This is a genomic window from Allobosea sp. P2_A10, from assembly GCF_056405115.1.
This window is the reverse complement of sequence record NZ_JBFUCS010000004.1, coordinates 248,705-273,416: the sequence shown is the minus strand read 5'-3', so window position 1 is coordinate 273,416 and position 24,712 is coordinate 248,705. Positions and strand designations below refer to the sequence as shown.

General features: G+C 67.5%; 24 protein-coding genes. 13 read left to right on the top strand and 11 right to left on the bottom strand.

The genetic code is table 11. The annotated features are described in order from the left end of the window. Positions 1 to 45: 45 nt before the first annotated feature. The 5 genes from AC1DZY_RS08750 to AC1DZY_RS08730 are packed head-to-tail and all read right to left on the bottom strand — an operon-like array spanning position 46 to position 4,561. The gene (locus AC1DZY_RS08750; protein WP_476819707.1) at positions 46 to 1,344 is read right to left on the bottom strand and encodes a TRAP transporter large permease; all 1,299 of its coding nucleotides are present in this window, start codon (positions 1,342 to 1,344) and stop codon (positions 46 to 48) included. 17 nt (positions 1,345 to 1,361) lie between these two features. After that, positions 1,362 to 1,883, bottom strand: coding sequence for a TRAP transporter small permease (locus tag AC1DZY_RS08745; RefSeq protein ID WP_476819706.1), 522 nt, complete (start codon positions 1,881 to 1,883; stop codon positions 1,362 to 1,364). A 7-nt stretch (positions 1,884 to 1,890) separates the two neighbouring features. Beyond that, entirely contained in the window at positions 1,891 to 2,880 is a 990-nt protein-coding gene (dctP, locus tag AC1DZY_RS08740; protein WP_476819705.1) for a TRAP transporter substrate-binding protein DctP, read from the bottom strand. 45 nt (positions 2,881 to 2,925) lie between these two features. Beyond that, entirely contained in the window at positions 2,926 to 3,651 is a 726-nt protein-coding gene (locus AC1DZY_RS08735; RefSeq protein WP_476819704.1) for an SDR family NAD(P)-dependent oxidoreductase, read from the bottom strand. Position 3,652: 1 nt separating this feature from the next. Then, complete coding sequence (locus AC1DZY_RS08730; protein WP_476819703.1) at positions 3,653 to 4,561, bottom strand: fumarylacetoacetate hydrolase family protein; 909 nt, start codon at positions 4,559 to 4,561, stop codon at positions 3,653 to 3,655. A 287-nt stretch (positions 4,562 to 4,848) separates the two neighbouring features. Here AC1DZY_RS08730 and AC1DZY_RS08725 point away from each other — a divergent pair, with 287 nt between their 5' ends. The 8 genes from AC1DZY_RS08725 to AC1DZY_RS08690 all read left to right on the top strand — a co-directional run bounded on the left by AC1DZY_RS08725 (position 4,849) and on the right by AC1DZY_RS08690 (position 12,323). Next, positions 4,849 to 5,562, top strand: coding sequence for a GntR family transcriptional regulator (locus AC1DZY_RS08725; protein ID WP_476819702.1), 714 nt, complete (start codon positions 4,849 to 4,851; stop codon positions 5,560 to 5,562). Next, positions 5,559 to 5,879, top strand: coding sequence for an EthD family reductase (locus tag AC1DZY_RS08720; protein WP_476819701.1), 321 nt, complete (start codon positions 5,559 to 5,561; stop codon positions 5,877 to 5,879). Before AC1DZY_RS08725 ends, AC1DZY_RS08720 begins: the two co-directional genes overlap by 4 nt. A gap of 408 nt (positions 5,880 to 6,287) precedes the next feature. After that, positions 6,288 to 7,439 carry a benzoate/H(+) symporter BenE family transporter gene (locus tag AC1DZY_RS08715; protein ID WP_476819700.1) on the top strand — a complete coding sequence of 384 codons (1,152 nt, stop codon included), beginning with the start codon at positions 6,288 to 6,290 and terminating at the stop codon, positions 7,437 to 7,439. Then, positions 7,436 to 8,089, top strand: coding sequence for a thiamine phosphate synthase (locus AC1DZY_RS08710; RefSeq protein ID WP_476819699.1), 654 nt, complete (start codon positions 7,436 to 7,438; stop codon positions 8,087 to 8,089). Before AC1DZY_RS08715 ends, AC1DZY_RS08710 begins: the two co-directional genes overlap by 4 nt. Further along, complete coding sequence (locus AC1DZY_RS08705; RefSeq protein ID WP_476819698.1) at positions 8,086 to 9,018, top strand: tetratricopeptide repeat protein; 933 nt, start codon at positions 8,086 to 8,088, stop codon at positions 9,016 to 9,018. The genes AC1DZY_RS08710 and AC1DZY_RS08705 overlap by 4 nt, the downstream gene beginning before the upstream one ends. Before the next feature lie 187 nt (positions 9,019 to 9,205). Beyond that, positions 9,206 to 9,994 (top strand): inositol monophosphatase family protein, encoded by a 789-nt coding sequence (locus tag AC1DZY_RS08700; RefSeq protein WP_476819697.1) that lies wholly within the window; start codon positions 9,206 to 9,208, stop codon positions 9,992 to 9,994. 86 nt (positions 9,995 to 10,080) lie between these two features. Further along, positions 10,081 to 11,100, top strand: a complete 1,020-nt coding sequence (locus tag AC1DZY_RS08695; RefSeq protein WP_476819696.1) for a flagellar motor protein MotA — start codon at positions 10,081 to 10,083, stop codon at positions 11,098 to 11,100. 206 nt (positions 11,101 to 11,306) lie between these two features. Beyond that, positions 11,307 to 12,323, top strand: coding sequence for a peptidoglycan -binding protein (locus AC1DZY_RS08690; protein WP_476819695.1), 1,017 nt, complete (start codon positions 11,307 to 11,309; stop codon positions 12,321 to 12,323). On the opposite strand, the gene AC1DZY_RS08685 is transcribed toward AC1DZY_RS08690, so the two are convergent. Both AC1DZY_RS08685 and AC1DZY_RS08680 read right to left on the bottom strand, forming a co-directional pair. Continuing rightward, complete coding sequence (locus tag AC1DZY_RS08685; RefSeq protein ID WP_476819694.1) at positions 12,310 to 12,783, bottom strand: SRPBCC family protein; 474 nt, start codon at positions 12,781 to 12,783, stop codon at positions 12,310 to 12,312. The genes AC1DZY_RS08690 and AC1DZY_RS08685 overlap by 14 nt on opposite strands. Before the next feature lie 309 nt (positions 12,784 to 13,092). After that, positions 13,093 to 13,998 (bottom strand): S1C family serine protease, encoded by a 906-nt coding sequence (locus tag AC1DZY_RS08680; protein WP_476819693.1) that lies wholly within the window; start codon positions 13,996 to 13,998, stop codon positions 13,093 to 13,095. Between the two features lie 841 nt (positions 13,999 to 14,839). On the opposite strand from AC1DZY_RS08680, the gene AC1DZY_RS08675 reads away from it, so the two are divergent. Continuing rightward, on the top strand, positions 14,840 to 15,877 hold the full coding sequence (locus AC1DZY_RS08675; protein WP_476819692.1) for an LLM class flavin-dependent oxidoreductase: 1,038 nt from the start codon (positions 14,840 to 14,842) through the stop codon (positions 15,875 to 15,877). An 89-nt stretch (positions 15,878 to 15,966) separates the two neighbouring features. On the opposite strand, the gene AC1DZY_RS08670 is transcribed toward AC1DZY_RS08675, so the two are convergent. Continuing rightward, positions 15,967 to 17,745, bottom strand: coding sequence for an ABC transporter transmembrane domain-containing protein (locus AC1DZY_RS08670; protein ID WP_476819691.1), 1,779 nt, complete (start codon positions 17,743 to 17,745; stop codon positions 15,967 to 15,969). Positions 17,746 to 17,897: 152 nt separating this feature from the next. Here AC1DZY_RS08670 and rpmE point away from each other — a divergent pair, with 152 nt between their 5' ends. After that, positions 17,898 to 18,134, top strand: coding sequence for a 50S ribosomal protein L31 (rpmE, locus tag AC1DZY_RS08665; RefSeq protein WP_476819690.1), 237 nt, complete (start codon positions 17,898 to 17,900; stop codon positions 18,132 to 18,134). A 252-nt stretch (positions 18,135 to 18,386) separates the two neighbouring features. On the opposite strand, the gene rcdA is transcribed toward rpmE, so the two are convergent. Beyond that, positions 18,387 to 18,938, bottom strand: coding sequence for a protease adaptor protein RcdA (rcdA, locus tag AC1DZY_RS08660; protein ID WP_476819689.1), 552 nt, complete (start codon positions 18,936 to 18,938; stop codon positions 18,387 to 18,389). Positions 18,939 to 19,232: 294 nt separating this feature from the next. Next, positions 19,233 to 19,433 (bottom strand): DUF1192 domain-containing protein, encoded by a 201-nt coding sequence (locus AC1DZY_RS08655; RefSeq protein ID WP_476819688.1) that lies wholly within the window; start codon positions 19,431 to 19,433, stop codon positions 19,233 to 19,235. A 92-nt stretch (positions 19,434 to 19,525) separates the two neighbouring features. On the opposite strand from AC1DZY_RS08655, the gene AC1DZY_RS08650 reads away from it, so the two are divergent. The 3 genes from AC1DZY_RS08650 (at position 19,526) to AC1DZY_RS08640 (ending at position 22,527) form a co-directional block, all read left to right on the top strand. Then, on the top strand, positions 19,526 to 20,524 hold the full coding sequence (locus AC1DZY_RS08650) for an NAD(P)H-quinone oxidoreductase (RefSeq protein ID WP_476819687.1): 999 nt from the start codon (positions 19,526 to 19,528) through the stop codon (positions 20,522 to 20,524). Between the two features lie 334 nt (positions 20,525 to 20,858). Next, entirely contained in the window at positions 20,859 to 21,581 is a 723-nt protein-coding gene (locus AC1DZY_RS08645; RefSeq protein ID WP_476819686.1) for a DUF1013 domain-containing protein, read from the top strand. Positions 21,582 to 21,636: 55 nt separating this feature from the next. Beyond that, complete coding sequence (locus tag AC1DZY_RS08640; protein WP_476819685.1) at positions 21,637 to 22,527, top strand: MBL fold metallo-hydrolase; 891 nt, start codon at positions 21,637 to 21,639, stop codon at positions 22,525 to 22,527. A gap of 155 nt (positions 22,528 to 22,682) precedes the next feature. On the opposite strand, the gene AC1DZY_RS08635 is transcribed toward AC1DZY_RS08640, so the two are convergent. Further along, positions 22,683 to 24,599, bottom strand: a complete 1,917-nt coding sequence (locus AC1DZY_RS08635; protein ID WP_476819684.1) for a propionyl-CoA synthetase — start codon at positions 24,597 to 24,599, stop codon at positions 22,683 to 22,685. Positions 24,600 to 24,712: the final 113 nt, after the last annotated feature.

Here is a 24,712-nt window from a genome sequence, read left to right as displayed (position 1 = left end):
ATGACGCGGTGGTTCCGAGGGTTCCGAGCGAAAAGACCCTCGCCCCTACGGCTTGATCAGCCCCGCCGTCCGCGGCAGCCAGAGCGCGATCTCCGGGAAGAACGTCACCGCGATCACGATCCCCAGCATCGCGACGATGAAGGGCGGCACTTCCCGGAAGATTTCCGAGAGCGGCGTGCCGGTCAGGCCGGCCATCACGAAGAGCAGCAGCCCGTGCGGCGGCAGCGTCAGCCCGACCATCATGTTGAGCACCACGACGATGCCGAAATGCACGAGGTCGATGCCGAGCCCCTGCGCCACCGGAACGATCAGCGGCACGATCACCAGCAGGATCGTGACCTCGTCGAGCACGATCGCGAGCAGTAGCATGAGCAGGTCGACGATCAGCAGGAACTGCGTCGCCGACAGGTTCCAGCCGAGCAGCGTCGACTGGATCAGGCGCGGCACGCCCTCGTTGGCCACCGCATAGTTGAACACGAAGGCCCCGGCCATGATCAGCGCGATCATCGCGGTCGCCTTCACGGTGTCGCCCATCACGCCGATGAGTTGGGCGGGCCGCAGCGTGCGATAGACCACGAAGGCGAGGATCAGCGCATAGCTTGCGGCGATCGCGGCGGCTTCCGTCGGCGTCGTCACGCCGGAATAAATCAGTCCGAGCAGGATGCCGGGCAGCGCCAGCGGCGCAAGCGCCCGTCCAAAGACGGCGGGCATCTCGCCCCATGACACCTTCTCCTCGCGCGGAAAATCGCGCCGGCGCGAGATGATCGCGATGACGCCCATCAGCGCCAGCGCCATCATCGCGGCAGGCACGAGCCCGCCCAGAAACATCGCGCCGACCGAGGCATTGGCGATCAGCGCGTAGAAGATCATCGGGATCGAGGTCGGCATCAGCGGCCCCAGCGTCGCCGAGACGACCGAGGTCGCCGCCGCAAAGCCGCGCGGATAGCGTCCGTTCTTCGTCATCATCCGCGCCACGATCAGGCCCGGCCCCGAGGCGTCGGCGACCGCCGAGCCGCTCATGCCCGAGAAGATCAGGTTCGAGACGACATTGACCTGCGCCAGCCCGCCCGGCAGATGCCCGACCATGGCCGAGCCGAAGCGCAGCAGCCGCTCGATCACGCCGCTGGCGTTCATGACATTGGCGACGAAGATGAAGAGCGGCACCGCGATCAGCAGATAGGAGTTGTAGAGCCCGTTCATCGTCTGGTCGACGACGAGTCCGACATCCTGATGCGTCGAAATCATATAGGCGAAGCCCGCCGCCAGCATGGACAGGCCCAGCGGCGCGCCAAGGATGGCGGCAAGCGTGAAGACGCCGAGCAGGACCCACAGACCGTCTGACATGCCAGCTCCGCCCCCGTTCAGATGTAGGAGCGCCAGCGCGGCCCGAGCAGCCGGAAGCCGAGCCAGAGCGAGCGCGCCACCACGGCGATGAGAAAGAGGCCGAAGCAGGAATAGATGAAGTCGAGCCGCAGGTTCAAAACCGGCGTCCGCTCGCGCCACAAAAACGCGATATAGTCGAGCGAACCCGGCAGCGCCCAGGCGAAGATGCCGCCGACGAAGACCAGCCGCACCAGGGCCATCACGCGCTTCCAGCGATCGGGCAGCGGCCGGTAGACCAGATCGAAGGTGATCTGCTCCTTGTCGCGCACGACGAAGGCGTTGGCCCAGAAGATGATCCAGATGAACAGGATCACCGAGACCTCGTCGGCCCAGGCCGCCTCGTCATGCTCGAGATAGCGGGTGATGATCTTGTAGTTGAAGATCAGGAAAACGAGCGCGAACATCAGCGCCGGAACCAGCGCCGCCAGCCGCTGCAGGCGCGACGGCGGGAGGGCGTCCCCCGCCGCGCCGGCCTCCGCCTCCGTTGCGACAGCCTTCATCGCGGCGTCAGGCTTCGCTGACTCGCTTGAGCCAGGCCATGTCCCAGGCCTTGGTCGCGTCCGCCCCGGTATAGGCCTTGTCGGCCGCCTCGCGGAACGGCGCGAGATCGATCGCATCGACGCTCAGGCCCCGGCCCTTGAGCGCGTCGATGATCGAAGCCTCGTCGGCGAGACGGCCATCGTCGCCCGATTTCGCGGCCTTGCGCGCGGCGGCCTGAAGCGCCGTCTTCTGCGCGGCCGAAAGCTTGTCCCAGACCGGCTTGGCGATGGCGAAGAAAACCGGCTGCAGCATGTGCGAGGTCAGCACGACCTGCTCGCTGACCTCGTAGAGCTTGGCGGCGTTGAAGATCGAGAGCGGGTTCTCCTGCCCGTCGACCGTGCCGGTCTTGAGCGCGAGATAGACCTCGGGCATGCCCAGCGGCAGCGGGCTGACGCCCAGCGTGCGGCCCAGCAGCAGCCATTCCGGGCCCGCCGGCATGCGCAGCTTGGTGCCCGCGAAATCGGCGGGACCCTTCACGGCGCGTTTCGTGCGCAGCGAGACCTGCCGCGTGCCGAGATAATGCGTCGCGAGGATCTCGATGCCCATCTTGTCGGCGACGACCTTGCGGTATTCCTCGCCCATCGGCCCGTCGAAGACGCGGCGCAGATGGGCATGGTCCTTGAACAGATAGCCACGATTGAAGAAGCCGAGTTCGGCGACCTGCTGGGCCACCTCGAAGGTCGTCATCGTGCTCATTTCGAGATTGCCGCGCTGCAACGCCTGCACCTCGGTGCCCTGCTTGAACAGGGTCGAGGCCGTATGAACGCTGACATTCAGCCCCACCGACGCCCCATCGACATCCGCCTTCAGCGCCTCCAGCGATTTCGCCAGGAAGTCGCTCGGCGGCGCCGCCGTCGAAATCCGGACCTGCACCGGCGTCTGGGCCAGGGCCTGTCCGGCATATCCCATCATCGCGCCGGCAAGGGCGCCCTTCACCACGTCACGACGCGTCGTCATAGCCGTTCTCCCCTGTTGTCGGATACGCCATGCAAAATCCGGCGCTCATACGCCAAGCCCGCCAAGTGACTTGCCGCCATCCACGAAAAGCGTCTGGCCGGTAATGAATTTCGTCGCCGGCGACGCCAGGAACGCGATTGCGCCGGCGATGTCGTCGGGGTCCGCCGCCAGCCCGCTCGGCTCCAGCGCCTGCGCGCAGGCATACTGGTCGGCCGGCATGGTCCGTGTCATCGGCGTGTCGGTGAATCCCGGCGCGACGGAGTTCACCGCGATCTGGCGCGGCCGCAATTCCATCGCCGTCGCCCGCGTCAGCCCGACCACGCCGGCTTTCGAGGCGACGTAATGCGCGAAGTTCGTGCCGCCGATCGCGGCGCGCGACGACACCGTCACGATACGCGCTCCCGCTTCCATGCGGCGCGCGGCCTCCTGGCTGGCGATGAACACGCCGAGCAGGTTCACCTCCAGCATGAGGCGGAAATCCGCGTCGCTGATCTCGTCGAAGGCGCGTGGCTGATAGGCCCCGGCGACGCAGACCAGCGCGTCGAGCGAGGCCGGTGCCGCGATGGCGGCAGCGACCGCCGGCCGGTCGCAGACATCCAGGACGCAGGTTTCAAGCCGCCCGCTCTGATCGCCCTGTTCGAGCTCCGCGAGCTTGTCGGCGTCGCGATCGGCGGCGACGACGTGAAATCCGTCGGCGATCAGACGCAGCACCGTTGCGCGCCCGATGCCGGACGCTCCGCCAGTCACGAATGCGACGGGCGCGTCGGTCATCTCAGCGCGCCGCCTGGATGACGATGTCGAGCCGGCCAATGCCTTCGATTTCGGCTTCGACCCTGTCGCCGACGCTGAGGAACGTGTTCTTGGGCACGCCGACGCCGGCGGGCGTCCCGGTCAGGATGACGTCGCCGGGGTCGAGCGTCATGATCCGCGACGCCGTGGCGATCTGCTCGGCCAGCGAAAAGATCATGTCGGTCGAGCGGCCATCCTGCTTCAGTTCGCCGTTGACGGAGAGCTTCAGCCCCAGGTTCTGCGGATCGGCGATGGCGGACGCCGGCACGAAACGCGGGCCGAGCGGGCAGCAGGTGTCGTTGGCTTTACCCGCCACCCAGTCGAGCTTGTAGAAGGTCTCCGGCGCGCGATTGTGGTCGCGCGCCGAGAAATCGATCGCGACGGTGTAGCCGGCGACATGCGAGAGCGCGCTCTCGACGGAGACGTTGCGCGCGCTCTTGCCGATCACGGCGGCAAGCTCGATCTCCCAGTCGAATTTCTCCGTCCCGATCGGCATGTGCACGGTCGCGCCCTCGCCGACGACGGCGTTGCGCGGCGGCTTCATGAAGAAGAACAGCCGCTGCTCTTCTTTCTTGGCGCCCGGCATGCCCATCTCGGCGAGGTGGTCGAAATAATTTGCGCCGGCGCAGAGGATCTTGCCAGGGTAGAGCAGCGGTGCGAGCCGGCGCGTCGGCGTCACCAGATCGGCTGGATCGAGCCTACCGGCAGCCGCATCGAGAGCCGCCTTGCTGGCAGCCCAATCCGAAAACAGGTCGATCACCGAAGACTGCCCGACAAGCCCGGCGCGCGCCAGCGAAGGCTCCAGAGCGTAAAACCGGCCGTCGGCCTCGATGCAGGCGAGCGGCTTGCCCGCCGCCTCGACCGTCACTAGCGCCCATCCAGCATCCGCCATCGTTGTCATCTCCATTCCGAACGTCATCTGCATTCCCTCTCAGCCCTCATCCTGAGGAGCGCTTCCAAAGGAAGCGCGTCTCGAAGGATGCTCCAGAGGGTGCCATCCCCGTGAACTGGACCATCCTTCGAGACGCCGCTGACGCGGCTCCTCAGGATGAGGGCTCAGGGTTGGGCAGATCAGGTCGGCCCATACGACTTGCTATGAGATCAGGATGATTTTATAAAATCAGCGAGTCAACATGAAATGTGAACCGGCGACGGCGAAGCGCGAATGACCGAGCTCCAATGGACAGCCTGACCGACAGCCGCTCGCAGGCCGAGCGCGCCTATGAGCGCCTGCGCGGCGAAATCCTGCATGGCGACCTGATGCCGGGTGAACGCCTGCGCGCCAATGATCTGCAGGATCGCTTCCAGCTCGGCCTGACGCCGATCCGCGAGGCCCTGATGCGGCTCTCGACAGAGGGGCTCGTCGCCGCCGAAACCCATCGCGGCTCGCGCGTCACGGACACCTCGCTGTCCGAATTCAACGACCTGATGGCGACGCGCCGCGAGATCGAGCAGCTCTGCCTGACCAAGGCGATCGCGCTGGGCGACGCCGCCTGGGAGGCCGAGATCGTCGCGGCCATGCACATGCTCTCGCGCACGCCACTGCCCGCTTCGCAGGATGATCGCGAGGCGGCGGCGCTGTGGGAGAGCCGGCACCGGCGTTTCCATCTGGCTCTGGTTTCAGCCTGCGGCTCGGACTGGCTGCTGCGCTTCTGGACGACGCTCGCCGACCATTCCGAGCGCTACCGCAAGATCCGCCTGCTGCATCACCGGCAGGCGCAGGCCGAGGTCCGCGACGTCAGCGCCGAGCACTCCGCCATCATGGAAGCGGTGCTGGCGCGCGATGCCGGCCGGGCCTGCGCGCTGCTCGACGCCCATCTCGAAACCACGCAGACCAGCGTCGTGCGCCTCCTGCAAATCGGCCTCGACCCCGCCAAGGAGACATCCGCATGATCATCCGCTCAGCCGTGCTCGAAGGCGACGTTCCCGCCGCCGACCGCGCCCATTTCGACCGTGAGATGAACGAGACGGTGCTGCCCGCGATCAGGCGCTATCCCGGCATCCGCGACTGCAAGCTGCGCTGGCTTGCCGAGCAGGAAGCCGGCGCGCCGCCGGTCTATGTCATCTTCGATCTCTATTTCGACAGTCTCAAAGCGATGCATGCAGCGCTCGCCAGCGAGATCCGGCAGGAGGTGCGCCAGCAGCTCGGCACGATCATGCCGCTGTTCAAGGGCCGCGTGTACCACCTCGTCATGCGCGAGGACGGCTGAACCCCGCTCTGCCCGCATCCAGCACCCACCACCGTCATCCCGGACGCAGCGAAGCGGAGATCCGGGATCCATCGTAGAGCTCCGTCGCGCCCTGTGATGGATCCCGGGTCAAGCCCGGGATGACGGCGGTCGTTCAGGCGTATGGTTGATCGCCGTCGGCCGGCGGCCACAAACGCCCCTCTTGCCGCCGCCCCTCTTGCCGCCGCCCTCCTTCGTGATCGCCACCACCGAAGGCCGCAACGTCATGCCCGGCCTGAAACAGCGCCCACGCAGGACGCCCCCGCAAGCGGCATGGCGGCGCGCCGCTGAAGCCCTTCCGGCGTTTCGGCTTTTCTGCTTGAAGGATCGGCCCGCTCTGCGTTTCGCCCGATCAGCGGCGACACCGCGCCAGACCACGCCGGAACAGCCATGTCGATCGTTTTCTCAGCGCTGGTTGCGGTCTTCGTCGGCTACGCCGCCTCCATCGCCGTGGTGCTTGCAGCCGCGCAGGCCGTCGGCGCGACGCCGGCGCAGACCGTGTCCTGGGTGGCGGGCCTCGCCATCGCCAAGGGGCTCTCGAGCCTCGTCCTGTCCTGGCGCTACCGCCTGCCGGTCATCTGCGCATGGTCGACCTCGGGCGCGGCCCTGGTCGCGGCCACGACCGGGCTCGATCTGTCCGCCGCCATCGGCGCATTCCTCGTCGCCGCCGCGCTGATGATGCTGACCGCGACATTCCGGCCGCTGGGCGCGCTGACCGAGCGCATCCCGATGAGCATCGCCTCCGCCATGCTGGCGGGCATCATCTTCCGCTTCGTCGTGGCGGTGTTCGACGAGGCGAGGCTCTCGCCCACGCTCGTGCTGCCGCTCGTCGCCGTGTTCCTGCTGGCGCGGCTGATCAGCCCGTTCCTCGGCGTCATCGCGGCGCTCGCCGCCGGCATCGCGATGAGCTTCGGCTCGGGGCTCGCGAGCCTGCCGGGCGCGGTCAGCCTGACCGCGCTGGAATTCACGATGCCGCGGTTCGACCTTGCCGCCGTGCTGGGCCTTGGCGTGCCGCTCTATCTCGTCACGATGGCGTCGCAGAACCTCCCCGGTTTCGCCGTGCTGCGCGCCGAAGGCTATGCGCCACCGACCGCCCCTGCCCTCTTCGTCACCGGCCTGATGTCCTTCCTCACCGCTCCGTTCGGGGCCCATATGGTCAACATGGCCGCGATCAGCGCGGCGATCTGCACCGGGCCCGACACTCATCCCGACCCCGCCCAGCGCTGGAAGGCCGGTATCGTCTACGGCTTCTTCTGGCTCGTGGTGGCAGCGTTCGCCGGTGTGCTGCTCGCGCTGATCGTCGCCATGCCGAAGGCACTGATCATCGCGGTCGCGGGGCTTGGCCTCATCGGCTCGCTGACCGGCGCACTCGGCCAGGCGATGGCGTCGGAGAAGGACCGCTTCGCCGCCGTCGTCGCCTTCGCGGTCGCCGCCTCCAGCCTGTCGCTGTTTGGCGTCGGATCGGCATTCTGGAGCCTCATTGCGGGGCTGGCGGTCTTGACATTGGACGCGCTCATGGGCCGTTTGCGCGCAAGATCATGACCAGCGCCCCCACACCCACCCGCCTGATGCTCGTCACTCCGCCTGTCGCGGATGCCGAGGCGATGGCCTTCCGCCTGATGCAGGCCTTTGCCGGCGGCGATGTCGCAGCCGTTTTGCTGCGCCTGAGCGAGGGCGACGAGCGCAGCCGCATCGATCGCGTCAAGCGTCTCGCCGGACCAGTGCAGGCGAGCAATGTCGCGCTCGTGGTCGAGGGCACGGCGCTGGTGGCGACGCGCGGCGGCGCTGATGGCGTTCATCTGACGCAAGGCCCCGAGGCCGTCGCCGAGGCGCGCTCCAGCCTCAAGAACGAGCGCATCATCGGCGCGGGCAGCCTGCGCGCCCGCCACGACGCCATGGATATCGGCGAGGCCGGCGTCGATTACGTGATGTTCGGCGATCCCCGTCCGGACGGCTCGGTGCCGTCCCTGGCGGCGGTGGTCGAGCGGACCAGCTGGTGGGCCGAGATCTTCGAGACCCCTTGCGTCGCCTATGCACCAGACGCCGACTCGGTTGCAGCCCTGGTCGAGACCGGGGCCGAGTTCGTCGCGCTCGGAGCCTGGGCCTTCGACGAGGGCAGCGACATCCGCGCGCTGGTCGAGGCCGCCAACGCCACGATCGCGGCCCGCGCCGCGCGAAAGTCGGCGCGATGAGAGCCGGCAGCCGCGGCCTCGTGCTCGCCGGCCTGCTTCTGGCGACGACGGCAGCCGGCGCGGCCGAGCCCGATCTCGCTTTTGGCGCCTATCAGGCCGGGCATTACCGCCGCGCCCTGAACGAGGCGCTCAAGCGCGCCGAGGCCGACAGCACCGACGCCGCCGCAATGACCCTGATCGGCGAGATCTACCGGCAGGGGCTCGGCGTGCGCGAGAGCTTCGTCATCGCGACCGAATGGTTCGACCGCGCCGCCATGCGCGGCGACAACAATGCAACCTATGCGCTGGCGACCGCTTTGCTCGACGAGCGCAACGAGAAGCGCGACGTCGCGCGCGGCAGCGCCCTGATGCAGCAGGCTGCGGCCGCCGGCCACCCCGCCGCCAACTACAACCTCGCCTTGACGCTTCTCGCGACGGGCTCCGACGAGGATGCGATCCGCGCCGTCGCTTGCCTGGAGATCGCGGCCAAGAGCGATATCGGCGACGCGCTGCACGCGCTCGGCATCCTCGCCAAACAGGGGCGCGGCTTGCCCAAAAGCGATGTCGCGGCGGCAAATTGGATGAAGAGGGCGGCCGCGGCCGGCCATATCGCCGGCGAGATCGAATACGCGATCATGCTGTTCAACGGAACCGGCGTCGCCAGGGACGAGGACGCGGCGGCAAGGCATTTTCTGCGCGCGGCCTTCAAGGGCAATCCGATCGCCCAGAACCGGCTGGCGCGACTTTACCAGGCCGGCCGGGGGATTTCGCGGGACTCGATCGAGGCCGCCGCCTGGCATCTCGCCGCGCGCGCGCGCGGGCTCGACGATCCCGAGCTGGACCAGCTCTTCGACAAGTTGAACCCCGAGCAGCAGAGCCGCGCGGCCGAGCTCGCCGCCACCCGCATGGAGGGCGCGGCCTTGACGACGCCCGGCCAGACGAGCAAGTGACCGTTTCATTCTTCGGCTGACATCCTCAGCCCTCATCCTGAGGAGCAAGCGTAGCTTGCGTCTCGAAGGATGCTCCAGCCAGCTCCGGAGCATCCTTCGAGACGAAGCCTGCGGCTTCTCCTCAGGATGAGGGCTTTGGGAGACGAGGCCGATTTCAAAGCGGTGCGCCGACCCGCAAGAGGTATCCATGATCCGCTCCCCCCTGATGACCGTGATGACGGATGCTGCGATGAAGGCGTCGCGCTCGCTGAAGCGTGACTTCGGCGAGGTCGAGAACCTGCAGGTGCTCGCCAAGGGCCCCGGCGATTTCGTCTCCAAGGCCGACACCAAGGCCGAGGAGATCATCCGCGCGACGCTGGAGAAGGCCCGTCCCGGCTACGGCTTCGTGATGGAGGAGGCCGGTGTCGTCGCCGGAACCGACGAGAGCAACCGCTGGCATATCGATCCGCTCGACGGCACGCACAACTTCCTGCGCGGCATTCCGCACTGGAACATCTCGATCGCGCTCGAACGCGACAACCAGTTCATCGCCGGCGTCATCTACGACGCCGCCAAGGACGAGATGTTCATGGCCGAGAAGGGCAAGGGCGCCTATGTCAACAACCGCCGCATGCGCGTCTCGGGCCGGCGCGAGCCTTCCGAGATGCTGATCGGCATGGGCGTGCCCCATATCGGCAAGGGCGGCCACCCGCTCTTCCTCTCCGAACTCGCCGCCGTGATGCCGCGCTTCTCCAATGTCCGGCGCATGGGCTGCGCCGCGCTCGACATCGCCTATGTCGCGGCCGGGCGCATGGACGCCTGGTGGGAACGCAACCTCAACACCTGGGATTTCGCGGCCGGCGCCGTGATGATCCGCGAGGCCGGCGGGACGTTCGGCACGCTCGACGGCAAGCAGCCGACACAGGCCAGGGATGTGATCTGCGGCAATGAAGTCGGCGAACAGGCTTTGCGCGCCGCGCTCAAGTCGGCAGGCTGACATATATCTTTGGTCTTTCACGCTTGATCATGGCGGCACGGGAGGCGACAGTCCTTCCGCGGCGCGATACGAACGGAAGACGAAGCATGGCGACTGAGGATATGGCGGCCCGGATGGTCGCGAGCGGATCGGCGCGGGACGAGACCCGCTTCTCGCGTCCGCTGCGCTACATCATCCGCACGGTGCTGTTTCTCGCTCTGATCGGCTTCCTCGGCTTCATCCTGCAGGGCGGGCTCGCCACCGCCTTCCTGACGAATCCGGGCCTGAACGGCCTGATCCTCGGCTCGCTTTTCGTCGGCGTGCTGATCGCGCTGCGCGAGCTCTGGCGCGTTTTCAGCGAGGCGCGCGCCGCGACGCATCTTGCCGCCCAGCCGATCTACGCGCAGGTCAAGCGCGGCCAGGTGATCGCGCCGCTCGGCAGCATCCTGCCCGCGCTGGAGAACCGCACGCTCGCGCCGGCACAGGCCGCGACCGTGCTCGAATCGGTCGCTGTTCGGCTTGACGACGGGCGCGAGGTCCTGCGCTATCTCGGCGGGCTGCTGGTGTTCCTCGGCCTGCTCGGCACCTTCTGGGGCCTGCTCGACACGGTCTCCTCGGTCGGCAACGTCATCAAGTCGCTGCGCACCGGCGCGGAGGCCGGCGTGCTCTTCGACGAGCTCAAGGCGGGCCTTGCCGCTCCGCTCGCCGGCATGGGCCTGTCGTTCTCGTCCTCGCTCTTCGGCATCGCCGGCTCGCTGATCCTCGGCTTCCTCGAATTGCAGGTGGCGCAGGCCCAGCGCCGCTTCCGCAACGAGATCGAGAGCTGGCTGGGAACCTGCACCGGCGCGGAGGCCGGCGCGGCCGCGGTCTACCAGCCGCTCGCCGGCGGCGATCCGCTGTCGGAACGCTTCGACAGGCTCAGCGCCGCCATGAGCGAGGGCGGCGCCAACAACCGCGCCGCGACGCAGGCGCTGGCCAATCTCGCCGAAGGCATCCAGGGCCTCGTCCAGCACATGCGCTCGGAGCAGCAGCTGATCCGCGACTGGGTCGAGGCGCAGGCCTCCCGCGAAAAGGACCTGAAGCGCCTGATCGACCGCCTGACGGCCGACAGCGTGAGCGAGCCATGAGCGAAAACGAACGCGCACCGTGGGTTCGGGTTTTGCGTAGTGAACCACGCCGTCATTCCGGGCGCAGCGCAGCGGAGACCCGGAATCCATCATAAGGCGCCGTCGTGCTCGATGATGGATTCCGGATCAGCGCCGCTTCGCGGCTTGTCCGGAATGACGGCGCAGTTTGGCAAATGCGTTTGAAGCTAGATTAGGACACGTAAGCCATGGCCCTGTCCCGCTCCCATCGCCGCGAAGAGGTCAATTTCTGGCCCGGCTTCGTCGACGCGCTCTCGACCATGCTGATCGGCATCGTCTTCCTGCTCTCGGTCTTCGTGCTCGGCCAGTTCTTCCTGTCGCAGGAGCTGACCGGCAAGGACACCGCGCTCGATCGGCTTGGCCGGCAGATCTCCGAGCTGACCGACCTGCTCGCGCTCGAGCGCTCCTCGAACCGGCAGGCGCAGGAGAGCCTCACCCTGCTGCAATCGAGCCTGACCCGCGAACAGGGCGAGCGCAGCCGCGTCCAGGGCCTGCTCAGCGCGCAGGCGAGCAATGCGCCAAGCCAGCTCGCCGAAACCCAAAAGGCCCTCGACACCGAAAAGCAGCTCTCGGCCCGGGCGCAGGCCACGGTCGAGCTGGTCAACCAGCAGATCATCGCGATGCGCCGCCAGCTCGCCGCGCTCGAGGAGGCGCTCGGCGCGTCGGAGAACAGAGACAAGGAATCGCAGGCGCGCATCTCCGAGCTCGGCTCGCGGCTGAACGTGGCGCTCGCCCAGCGCGTGCAGGAGCTGGCGCGCTACCGCTCGGACTTCTTCGGCCGCCTGCGGCAGGTGCTCGGCACCCGCCCCGACATCCGCGTCGTCGGCGACCGCTTCGTCTTCCAGTCGGAGGTGTTCTTCGACGCCAGCCAGGCCGTGCTCAAGCCCGACGGGCGCGGCGAACTCGACAAGCTCGGCGCGATCATCGCCGATCTCGGCCGCGAGATGCCGCCGGACATCCCGTGGATCCTGCGCGTCGACGGCCACACCGACAACCGCCCGATCCGCTCGGCGCAATTCCCGTCGAACTGGAACCTCTCGACCGCGCGCGCCGTCTCGGTGGTCGAGTACCTGATCACCAAGGGCATCCCGGCCGACCGCATCGCCGCGACCGGCTTCGGCGACAACCAGCCCCTCGACGTCGCCAACAACGACGAAGCCTGGCGCAGAAACCGCAGGATCGAGTTCAAGATCACCGAGCGGTGAGGGTCGCGAGCACCATATCCAACTGCTCGAACTGCTCGCGCATCCCGTTCTCCATCCCGGCGATGGCCTCGTCGAGCGCTTCCTTCGAGGGATAGCGCTCGTGCAGGACCAGCAGCGTCCTGCCGTCGTTGTCTTCAAGGGTCAGCGTGGTGACAGACGCAGTCTCGCTTTCGTCATTGGTCCAGACGAGGCGCGAGGGTGGCGTCACCTCGATGTACTTGCCGAAGAACGCCATGGACGTTGCAGCGTCCTGCCCGAATTCGAGACGGTACCCGCCTCCAACGCGCACATCCATGTCGCACGACAGCAGAGGCACGCCCATCGATCTGGGGGCCCACCACTGCTTCATCAGCTCGGGCTTGGTCCACGCCTCGAACACAATGCGCGCCGAACCGTCGAAGCTGCGCACAACCACGAGCTCGCGCTCGGACTTCCGTTCGATCGTCGTTTGACCGGTCATCGATTTTCTCCTGACGGTTCTCTCGATCCACGCCGCCTCGCCCTCGAGCCTGCGCAGGCCGGCCCGCAGGTCTGCGCGCTCTGGAACGCCACGACCGGCGGCCATCGCAACGCATAAGGTCGATCGAGAGGAGGAGCTAGATACTTAACCTTATGATTAAGTGTTTAGTTCATTGATCGGCGACATGCAATGGGCGGCCAGACGCGCCCCGCGACCGCGTGGGCCTGCACAATCCGGCCCACGGGTGTCTGCCATGGCTCTAACGGAGACTCCCGTCCGGCCATCGGCCCCAAGGCGAACAGCCCGCAGCTACTGCAGATGCGGCTTTCTCAGGAAGCTGGCGCGGTCGGCCGATCTCACGCGAAGCCAGCTTTCGCGACCGGCGCGCACGATCCGGATGGGAACCTCCGCGCCCGCCGGCCCGCTCGCCCAGAGCTTCCGGTAGAAATCGGCCAGGCCGTCGATTTCGCCGTCGCGGACATCCGAGATGATGTCCCCGGGACGCAGGCCGGCCCGGTCCGCCGGGCCGCCTTCGGCCACGCTCATCACCACGACCTTGCCGTCGCTCTCGGTCGCATAGGCGCCAAGCCAGGGGCGCGGCGGCCGGTCGGCCCTGCCCCGGGCGAGCAGGTCCTCCAGGATCGGCGGCAGCAGATCGATCGGCACGACCATGTTGACCTCCGAGATTTCCTTGCCCCGGCCCATCTGCAGGTGCAGCGAGCCGATGCCCAGCAGCGTGCCGTCCGAGCCGATGAGCGCGGCGCCACCCCATGACGGGTGCGCGGGCGCGACGAAGATCGCCTCGTCGAGCAGGTACTCCCAATAGCCGGCGAATTCCTGCCTGGCGACGATCCTGCCCCGCACCATCTGGCCGATTCCATCGGCGAGAACGACGGGTTCGCCGATATCGGCCCGCTCGATCGCACCGAACGCCATGGCCGGCAGGTCGAGCCGCTCGAGCGCCTGCACCAGCCCGAAGCCGGTTTCCTGATCATAGGCGAGCGCATGCGCCGGAACCACGCGGCCGGTTCGGGTCGTCAGCCAGACCTCCTCCGCCTCGGTGATCAGGTAGCCGATGGTGAGCACCAGCCCGCTGTCGCGAATGACCACGCCGCTGCCCTCCCTGCGGGTGCCCAAAGTGGCGGCCGTGAAGGCGTCGTCGGGAATCGAGGAGCGCACTCCCACGACAGATTGCAAGGCCGGGCCGATGCTCATCGTTCTGTTCCGAAAGGACGCAAGCGCCGGGCGGTGCGGGACGCACTGGCCGGCTGAAGATGCTTGCCTTTGCAAGAAGGTATGAATCTGGCCGGCCAAGGCAAGGCCCTGGCGACGATTGCGCATCGATCCCCCGGATGTCGTGCCGAAGGCGCGCGGGGGCGGCGGGCGCTGGATCCTGCTGCTTTTCGCGGAACCCCGCCGTCATTCCGGACAAGCGGCGAAGCCGCGCCGATCCGGAATCCATCGTAGGGCACTGTCGCGCTTTATGATGGATTCCGGGTGTCCGCTTCGCTGCGCCCGGAATGACAGCCCGGTTCGTGTACCATCGACGTGCTCCGAACTTATCCCCGCCCCCCAAACCCATGCCTATTCTCCCCCCCGTTCCACCCGACCAAGGGGGCTGTCGCGAGGCGTCGTGCGGCCGGGTGGGATTGCGGTGTTCATGGTTCTCGGCCGTCGCTGGCTCGGGCCATGGAGGGGTCGATCGTCGTCCGGACCGAGGCGGGTCCGGTCTCGTGCCGAGACATCAAAGCACGGCGGGGACACCGAAAGACAACCGCGCGCGGGGCGGGGTGGCGGCTTTTGGCGCTGCTTCGACAGACATCTCGACATCGACATCGGCACGCAGCCGTCGACTGCGACGCCACCTTTCCCCGCGCATCCCCTTTTGGATACGCAATCGAAAGACCCGAAACCCTCGCGGCGCAAGCCGGCCGAGGTTTTCGGCGCGCCTTCCCTTCTCCCCTTGCGGGAGAAGGCGGCTCGGCGAATCCGAGACGGATAAGGGGTCGGTACCCCACCCATTGAACACGCGCCACCCGCTCGCTAGATGCCGGCCATGACACATGATCTCGAATTCGGCCTCGACACCTTCGGCGACGTCACGGTCGGGGCCGACGGCGCGCCTCTCAGCCACGCCGCCGTGATCCGCAACCTCGTCGCGGAAGGCGTGCTCGCCGACAGCCTTGGCATCGATTTCTTCGGCATCGGCGAGCATCACCGCGCCGATTTCGCCGTGTCCTCGCCCGAAATGGTGCTGGCGGCGATCGCCGCAAAAACGCAGCGCATCCGTTTGGGCTCGGCCGTGACGGTGCTGAGCTCCGACGATCCGATCCGCGTCTTCCAGCGCTTCTCGACGCTGGACGCGGTCTCGGCCGGGCGCGCGGAGGTCATTCTCGGACGTGGCTCCTTCACCGAATCCTTCCCGCTTTTCGGCTTCGAACTCGCCGATTACCAGCAGCTCTTCGAGGAAAAGCTCGATCTCTTCTGCGAGCTGATCAGCAAGGCAGCCGTGAGCTGGCAGGGCGCGCTGCGGCCGCCGCTGACGAACCAGCGCGTCTTCCCGCCGATCGAGACCGGCCGCCTGAAGACCTGGATCGGCGTCGGCGGCAGCCCGGAATCGGTTGTCCGCGCCGCCCGCTACGAATTGCCGCTGATGCTGGCGATCATCGGCGGCGATCCCGCCCGCTTCAAGCCCTATGTCGATCTCTACGCCCGCGCCTTCGCGCAGATGAACCTGCCCGTCCAGCCGATCGGCGTGCATTCGCCGGGCTTCGTCGCCGAGACCGACGACGAGGCCCGCGAGCAGCTCTGGCCGCATTACAAGGCGATGCGCGACCGGATCGGCGGCGAGCGCGGCTGGGGGCCGATGGGCCGCGCCGAGTTCGAGCAGGAGATCGCGCGCGGCTCGCTTTATGCCGGCTCGGCCGAGACGGTGGCGCGCAAGATCGCCGCGACCGTCATGACGCTCGGCCTGTCGCGCTTCCAGATGAAATACAGCGCCGGCGCCCTGCCCCATGAGCAGATGATGCGCAGCATCGCGCTTTACGGCACGAAGGTCGTGCCGATGGTGCGCGAGTTGCTGAAGAGCCCCTGAGGCCCGGTGGAAGGAGGGCGTCATCCTGGACAAGCCGCGAAGCCCAAGGATGACGAAGAGGTTCTTACAAGAGAGTCGGACTCCGACCCTCAGGCCGCCTCCAGCCCGAACTGCAGCGCCGCCAGCCGCGCATAGAGCCCACCGCGCGCCTTGAGTTCGGCATGGGTGCCCTCCTCGACCACCCTGCCCTCGTCCATCACGAGAATGCGGTCAGCCGAGAGGATCGTGGCGAGGCGATGCGCCACGACCAGCGTGGTGCGGCCCTGCATCAGCGCGTCGAGCGCGTCCTGCACGGCGCGCTCGCTCTCGGAATCGAGCGCGCTCGTCGCCTCGTCGAGCAGCAGGATCGGTGCGTCCTTCAAAACCGCGCGCGCGATCGCCAGGCGCTGGCGCTGGCCGCCCGAGAGCGTCACGCCGCGCTCGCCGACGATGGTGTCGTAGCCGTCTGGCAGCGCCCGGATGAAGGCGTCGGCGGCGGCCAGCTGCGCGGCTTCCTCGACCTCGGCGATGCCAGCCGCCGGCCGACCATAGGCGATGTTGTCGCGCACCGAGACGCCAAACACCGTCGGCTCCTGCGGCACCAGCGCGAAGCGCTCGCGCCAGATCTCCGGATCGGCCTCCGGCCCGGCGACGCCGTCGACGACGACGCGGCCCGACGCCGGATCGTAGAACCGCAGCGCCAGTTGCAGCACCGTGCTCTTGCCCGCGCCGGAGGGACCGACCAGCGCGACCCGCTCGCCCGGCCGCACCCTGAAGCTGAGATGGGCCAGCGCCAACCCCTGCCGACTTGGATAGCTGAACGAGACGTTGTCGAAGGAAAGCTCGCCGCGCGAGGGCTGCGGCATCGGCCTTGGGTTGGGCGGCGCGGCGATGGCCGGCTTCATCGCGAGGATTTCGCCGAGCCGTCCGGCCGCGCCCGCGGCGGCCGAAATCTCGCCATAGACCTCCGAGAGCTGGCCGAGCGAGCTGGCCGCCATCACCGCGTAGAGGATGAACTGCGACAGCCGCCCGCCGGTCATGCGGCCCTCGAAGACCTCGGTCGCGCCGGTCCAGAGCACCCAGACGACGCTGGCGCTGACGAGGAAGATCGCGACGCCAGACAGAAGCGCCCGCGAGGCCGTGGCCGAGCGCGAGGCGTCATAGGCCTCGTCGGAGGCCGAGGCGAAGCGTTGCGCCGTCTGCCGCGCCGCCCCAAAGGACTGCATGGTGCGGATCGCGCCGACAGCCTCCGACGCGAAGGCCGAGGCGTCGGCAAGCCGGTCCTGCGCCGCCCTTGCGCGCCTGCGCACCGAGCGGCCCGACAGCACCAGCGGCAGGACGATCAGCGGGATCGCGGCGATGACGATCGCCGAGAGCTGCGGGCTGGTGAAGATCATCAGTCCGAGTGCGCCGATCACCATGATGCCGTTGCGCAGCGCGATCGACGCGGTCGAGCCGAAGGTCGACTTGATCTGGGTGGTGTCGGCGGTCAGCCGCGAGACGAGATCGCCCGCCCGGCTCGAATCGAAGAAAGCGGGCTCGAGCCGCGTCAGGTGCGAAAACACATCCGAGCGCAGATCGGCCACGATGCGCTCGCCGACGGTCATGACCAGGTAGAACCGCGCCGAGCTCGCCAGCGCCAGCACCGCGACGATGCCGACCAGCACGAGGAAATAGCTGTTGGCCATCTGCTGCTCGCCGCCGGAGAACCCGACATCGATGACGCGCCGGACCGCCAGCGGCAGGATCAGCGTCGCGGCCGACGCCACCGCCAGCGCCAGCAGGGCCAGCGCGATGCGGCCCTTCTGCGCCAGCGCATAGGGCCAGAACGAGGAGAGCGAACGGAAATCGGGCCGTGCTTTTGGGTCGTCTTTATCGGCCTCGGTCACGCGTCTTTATCCTGTCATGCTTGCACTGTCGGCGCGGCTGCGATATGTGCACGCGACTTCACGACAGGCTCATACGAATTGTTTCGACGGGCCGGGCAGGCTCGCCTGCTTGTCAACCACGCCCGCTTATCGACGTTTGAGGATTTCGCCCCATGGCCAAGACCGGCATCCACCCCGATTACCACACCATCAAGGTCGTCATGACCAATGGCACGGAATACTTCACCCGTTCGACGCTCGGCAAGGAGGGCGACACCCTCAACCTCGACATCGACCCGACGACGCACCCGGCCTGGACCGGCGGCTCGGGCGCGATGCTCGACCGCGCCGGCCGCGTTTCGCGCTTCAACTCGCGCTTCGGCGCTTTCGGCGCCCTCGGCAAGAAGTGATTTCGCGGCGAATAGCTGCGATCTGAATCGAAACGCCCGGCCAGACTGGCCGGGCGTTTTGCGTTTGGGCGGCGATTGGTCGCGGCAAAAAAGCTCTCCGCCGCTTTATTTCGCTCGGAAACACTGCGTCATCCCGGGCTTGACCCGGGATCCATCATAAAGAACGACGGCGCTCCATGATGGATCCCGGATCGGCGCGGCTGACGCCGCTTGTCCGGGATGACGCAGTGTTTCTGGAAGAAGACGATGGGCTCAGCGGCCGAATGCGAAGCCGAGCCGGGCCTGAAGGCTGGCAAGCTGGTCCTGCACCGGGTTGGCCTTCTCCTCGAAACGCTTCGCGCCCGACATCTGGCCTTCGAGATGACGGATGCGGTCCTGCAGGCGGATCGAATGCGCCATCAGGTCTAGCAAGCCCTGCGGCAGCCGCGCGGCCTCGTCCTGGTGGGGCCGGACCATCGCGTCGGAAATCCTGACCTTGCTGTTTTCGGCGCGGGCCTGCTCGGCCGTCATTTCGCCCTCGGCGACGGCGCGCTGGACCAAGAGCCAGGAGGCGATCTGCATCAGCCGCGTCGTCAGGCGCATGCTCTCGGTGGCGTAGGTCAGCGAGACCTCGCGCGGCAGCGCCGCCGACTCCTTGCGACCGTCGCCGTCGAGATAGGCGGCGGTCTGCTCGACCAGCCCCATGCCCTCGCGGAACAGCACCATGAAAGCATCGGATTTGACGAAGCCGCGCGCAAACGAGATCGCGCCATCATCGGCTTGCGGCTCGAGCACCAGCAGATCGTTCGTCAGCACATCGTTCATCGCGGTGTCCCCCATCGGCACAACAGCGTTCGCATCCGGGACGCAAACGCAGGCTCATGCCGCAACCTCGCAAGGATAGCGCCGATGCGCGGCGGCCGCGCCGGTAAGATAGGGTTAACCTTAACGCGACGCCCGGGCCAAAAAAAGAGCCGCCCGGAGGCGGCTCGAAGGTCAACAGGGAGGCGTCAAACAGAGTGGGCAGGAGCCACTCGACATCCAGACAAACTGGACGGTTCGATACATACTTTGGAATCGTTAAGGAGCGGTTAATGCCGCAGCGGCAACGCCATGATTTCAGTCGGTTTTCCGGAAGAAGGCGTCGGCCGCGACGCGCGAGGCGTCCTTCTTCGCGCGCGCCTGCGCCAGCCGCTCGATCTCGGCCTTGAGCGCCGCGACCCGCAGGTCGATCTCCTCAAGAGACAGCATCGACAGATCCTGCCCGATCTCGTGGATTGATTTCGCCTTCGGGCGGTCATCCTCTGGAAAGATCGACATGGCTGCCTCACATTCACGCTCTGCTAGACCAGCCTAGTCGGGTCGCGCCCGCAACTCCACATCCCACGCCGGCAACAGGATTTCGAGACCTCATGACCGCATTGCCCGACACCATGACCGCCATCGGCTTCGAGGCTCCCGGCGGGCCCGAGGTGCTGCGCCCGCAGACGCGGCCTGTGCCGCAGCCCGGCTCAGGCGAGGTGCTGGTCAAGGTCGCGGCGGCCGGCATCAACCGCCCCGACGTGCTCCAGCGCATGGGCGGATACGCGCCCCCACCCGGCGCATCGGACATCCCGGGCCTCGAAATCGCCGGCACGGTCGTGGCGTTGAGCGAGGGCGCGGCCCGCTTCAAGCTGGGCGATGCGGTCTGCGGCCTGGTCGCCGGCGGCGGCTATGCGCAATACGCCGTGGTCCATGAGAGCAACGCCCTGCCCGTTCCCGCCGGCCTTACGCTGACGGAAGCCGCCGCCATCCCCGAAACCTATTTCACCGTCTGGACCAACGTCTTCCAGCGCGGCCGGCTTGCATCCGGCGAGAGCTTCATGGTCCATGGCGGCACGTCGGGCATCGGCACGACGGCGATCCAGCTCGCCAGGGCTTTTGGCGCGAGCGTCATCGCGACCGCCGGCTCGGCCGAGAAATGCCGGGCCTGCCGCGATCTCGGCGCCGACCACGCGATCAACTACCGTGACGAGGATTTCGTCGCGGCGGCGAAAGCCGCGACCGACGGACGCGGCGTCGACCTGATCCTCGACATGGTCGGGGGCGACTACATCGCCCGCAACTACGAGGCGGCGGCCGATAGCGGCCGCATCGTCCAGATCGCCTTCCTCAACGGCCCCAAAGCCGAGGTCGACTTCCGCAAGCTGATGATGAAGCGGCTGACCCACACCGGCTCGACGCTGCGCCCGCGCACGATCGCGCAGAAGGCCGCCATCGCCGCCGAACTGCACGAGAAAGTCTGGCCGCTGATCGAGGCCGGCCGTTGCAAGCCCGTGATGTTCAGGACTTTCCCGCTGGCGGAGGCCGCGGCGGCGCATGCGCTGATGGAAAGCAACGCCCATATCGGCAAGATCGTGCTGGTGGTGTGACCCGACCTCCCGCAGCCCTCATCCTGAGGAGCCGCGAAAGCGGCGTCTCGAAGGATGATCCAGATATCTCCGGAGGCTTCTGGAGCATCCTTCGAGACGCGATCCTGCCGGATCGCTCCTCAGGATGAGGGCTGTTGGGTTTCGATTCGGGGAGGTGGAGCAATGCACGCTTTCCGTGGACAGCCGCCGCGCCCTCGCCTATAAGCCGGCCATCCCACTCATCGTCGATGATTTGGATGGCCGGCCGAAGAGGCCGGTCTGCGCCTGAGAGCTATTGTCCGCGACGCCGATCGGGTTTCAAGCCCGGCTTTCGAGATCTGAGGAGAGGTTCCCCGTGTCAAATCCCCCGCTGATGCCGAAGGCAACCGCAGTCTGGCTCGTCGAGAACACCTCCCTGACCTTCGAGCAGATCGCCGAGTTCTGCAGACTGCACCCGCTGGAAGTGCGCGGCATCGCCGATGGCGAAGTCGCCGCCGGCATCAAGGGCCTCGACCCGATCACCTCGGGCCAGCTCACCCGCGAGGAGCTCGAGCGCGCCGCCAAGAACCCGGCCCACCACCTCAAGCTCGCCGAGCGCAAGGTGAAGGTGCCGGAGATGAAGAAGTCGAAGGGCCCGCGCTACACGCCCGTGTCGAAGCGCCAGGACCGCCCCAACGCGATCCTCTGGCTGCTGCGCAACCACCCCGAGCTCAAGGACGCGCAGGTCATCCGTCTGATCGGCACGACCAAGTCGACCATCGCGCAGATTCGCGACCGCACCCACTGGAACGCCCAGACGCTCTCGCCGATCGACCCGGTCAGCCTCGGCCTGTGCTCGCAGATCGATCTGGATTTCGAGGTCGGCCGCGCCGCCAAGGACCGTCCCGCCGCGACCGCCGAAATCGGCTCGACGCTGCTGCCGGCCGAGGTGACGACCGCGCCGGCGCCCGCGCCGCTCAACCAGACCTTCGCCGACATGGGCAAGCCCAAGCGCGAGGAAGAGGCGAAGATCGACGTCGATTCGGTATTCTCCAAGCTGAAGCAGATGAAGCGCCCGGCCGACGAGGACGAAGGCTGAGCCTTCCGCGCCGGCCACACTTGCAGCCGCCGGCGCGCTCTGCCAGCCTCGGCAGATGACCGAAGCGAACAGCCTTTCCTTCACCTTTCTCGGCACCGGCGCGCCGCCCGTCAGCCTGCGCCGGGCCGGCCCGTCCCATCTCGTCGAGGCGGCAGGCCAGCGCGTGCTGGTCGATTGCGGCTCGGGCGTCAGCCAGCGCCTCGTCGCCGCGGGAGCGCGCGGAGCCGACATCGACCTGCTCGTCGTCACCCATGAGCACTCCGACCATCTGGTCGATTTCTACCAGCTCGTGGTCTCAAGCTGGCATCAGGGCCGCAACCGGCCCTGGCGTGTCATGGCGCCCGCGCCCGCGCTCGCCAATATGAAAGCCCAATACGAGGCCTTCGCGCGTGAACGCGCCTTGCGCATCGCCTTCGAGAAGCGGCCCGACGCGACCGGTCTGGAGGCCGTCTTCGAGGAGTTGCGCGAAGGTGCGATCCCCGGCCTCGGCGACCTCGCGGTGCAAGCCTTTCTCGTCGACCACAGGCCGGTCGAGCCCGCCTTCGGGCTGAGCTTCGCCTGCGCCGGCAGCCGCATCGTCTTTTCCGGCGACACCCGCCTGACCCCGTCGCTGGAACAGGCGGCTGAAGGTTGCGACCTGCTGGTCTGCGAGGTCTTCATCGACAGCCAGATGCCGGTGGTCGCCGGCGTCCGCTCGGCCGAGACGGTAGCCTCGGTCGCGAGCTACCACATGACGCCCGCGGTCGTGGCAGGTCTGGCGACGCGTTCCGGCGCCAGGGCGCTGGCGCTGACCCATCTCGTGCCTCCTGCGGCCGACACCACGGCGCTCGCCCGCGAGATCAGGGCCGCCGGCTATTCAGGCCCGCTGATCGTCGGCGAGGACCTGATGCGGCTGGAATGGCCCGAACGCCTGCTGCGCTGGAACGGCGCAACGATCGGATTCTGACGCCCCCACAGCCCTCATCCTGAGGAGCCGCGAAGCGGCGTCTCGAAGGATGCTCCAGTACGCAACGACTGCATCTGGCTGGAGCATCCTTCGAGACGCGCCTGCGGCGCTCCTCAGGATGAGGGCTGTTTGGAGAATTGAGCCGCTCCGCCCCTCTACCCGATCCCCCTGCCCTTCAGCGCGACCCCGATCTCGCCCAGCACGGCGGGATCCTCGATCGTCGCGGGCATCGCGTAGTCCTCGCCATCGGCGATCTTCTTCATGGTCGCGCGCAGGATCTTGCCCGAGCGCGTCTTGGGCAGCCGGTTGACCGTCAGCGCCAGCTTGAATGCCGCGACAGGACCGATTTTGTCGCGCACCAGCGCCACGAGCTCGCGCTCGACCTCGGCCGCGCTCTGCGTGACGCCCGATTTCAGCACGACGAAGCCGCAGGGCTGCTCACCCTTGAGCGCGTCCCTGATGCCGACCACGGCGCATTCGGCCACCGCCGGATGCGAGGCCAGCACCTCCTCCATGCCGCCGGTCGAGAGCCTGTGGCCTGCGACATTGATGATGTCGTCGGTGCGCCCCATGATGAAGACATAGCCGTCGGCGTCGATGAAACCGGCGTCCGAGGTGTTGTAGTAGCCGGGAAAGGCCGCGAGATAGGCCTCGCGGAAGCGCACATCGTCCTGCCACAGCGTCGGCAGCGCGCCGGGCGGCAATGGCAGCCTGACCACGATCGCGCCCATCGTCCCGGCCGGGACGGGCCTGCCGCCCTCGTCGAGACACTCCACCGCAAAGCCCGGCAGCGGCACGGTCGGCGAGCCATGCTTGATCGGCAGCAATTCCAGCCCCATCGGATTGCCGGCGATGCAATAGCCGGTCTCGGTCTGCCACCAATGGTCGATGACCGGCACCTTCAGCACCTCTTCGGCCCATTTCAGCGTATCGGGATCGGCCCGCTCGCCGGCGAGGAACAGCGCCCGGAACTGCGACAGATCGTGCCCGGCGAGCAGCTTGGCCTGCGGGTCCTCCTTGCGGATGGCGCGGAAGGCGGTCGGCGCGGTGAACATCACCACGGCCTTGTGCTCGGCGATGACCCGCCAGAACGCGCCCGGATCGGGCGTGCCGACCGGCTTGCCCTCATAGAGCACCGAGGTCGCGCCCTGCAGCAGCGGCCCGTAGACGATGTAGCTGTGGCCGACCACCCAGCCGACATCGGACGCCGTGAACATCACCTCGCCGGGCTTCACGCCGTAGAGATTGTCCATCGTCCATTTCAGCGCGACCAGATGGCCGCCATTGTCGCGCACCACGCCCTTGGGCCGGCCGGTCGTGCCCGAGGTATAGAGGATGTAGAGCGGGTCGGTCGCCGCGACCTCGACGCAGTCGGCCTTGCGGCCGGCGGCCTTGGCGGCGGCGGTCAGCGTGCGCCAGTTCCGGTCGCGCGCGACATGCATGGACGCGTCGGCTTGCGGCCGCTGCAGCACGACGCAGGTCTCCGGCTTGTGGGTCGCAAGCTCGATCGCCGCGTCGAGCAGCGGCTTGTATTCGACGATCCGCGTCGGCTCGACGCCGCAGGTCGCGGTCATGATAACCCTGGGCAGGGCGTCGTCGATGCGCGTCGCGAGTTCCTTGGCCGCAAAGCCGCCGAACACCACCGAATGCACGGCTCCGATGCGGGCGCAGGCCAGCATCGCGAAGGCGGCTTCGGGGATCATCGGCATGTACAGGATGACGCGGTCGCCCTTGGCCACGCCGAGATCCCGGAGCACGGCCGCCAGCGTCGCAACCTCGTCGAGCATCTGGGCGTAGGTGAAGCTCGCCTTCGCGCCGGTGACGGGGCTGTCGTAAATCAGCGCCGTCTGCTGCCCGCGCCCATCGCGGACATGGCGGTCGAGCACGTTGAAGCAGGTGTTGCAGGTCGCGTCGGGAAACCAGCGGCCATAGGGGCCTGACGACGCCTCGAAGATCGTCTGCGGCGGCCTGATCCAGTCGATCGCCTCGGCCGCCTCGCGCCAGAACCCTTCCGGGTCGGCCTGCCAGCGCGCATAGGTCTGCGCATAGCCATGTGCATGCGAGCCATTCATGAGGCTGCGTTCCTCTTCGCCACGTTCTGGCCTACACCGCGTTCGGGAGACCGGCTGCGGGGGAGGCTGATTTTGCGCGGGATCGTGCGCAGCAAGCATCCATCCGCGCAAGC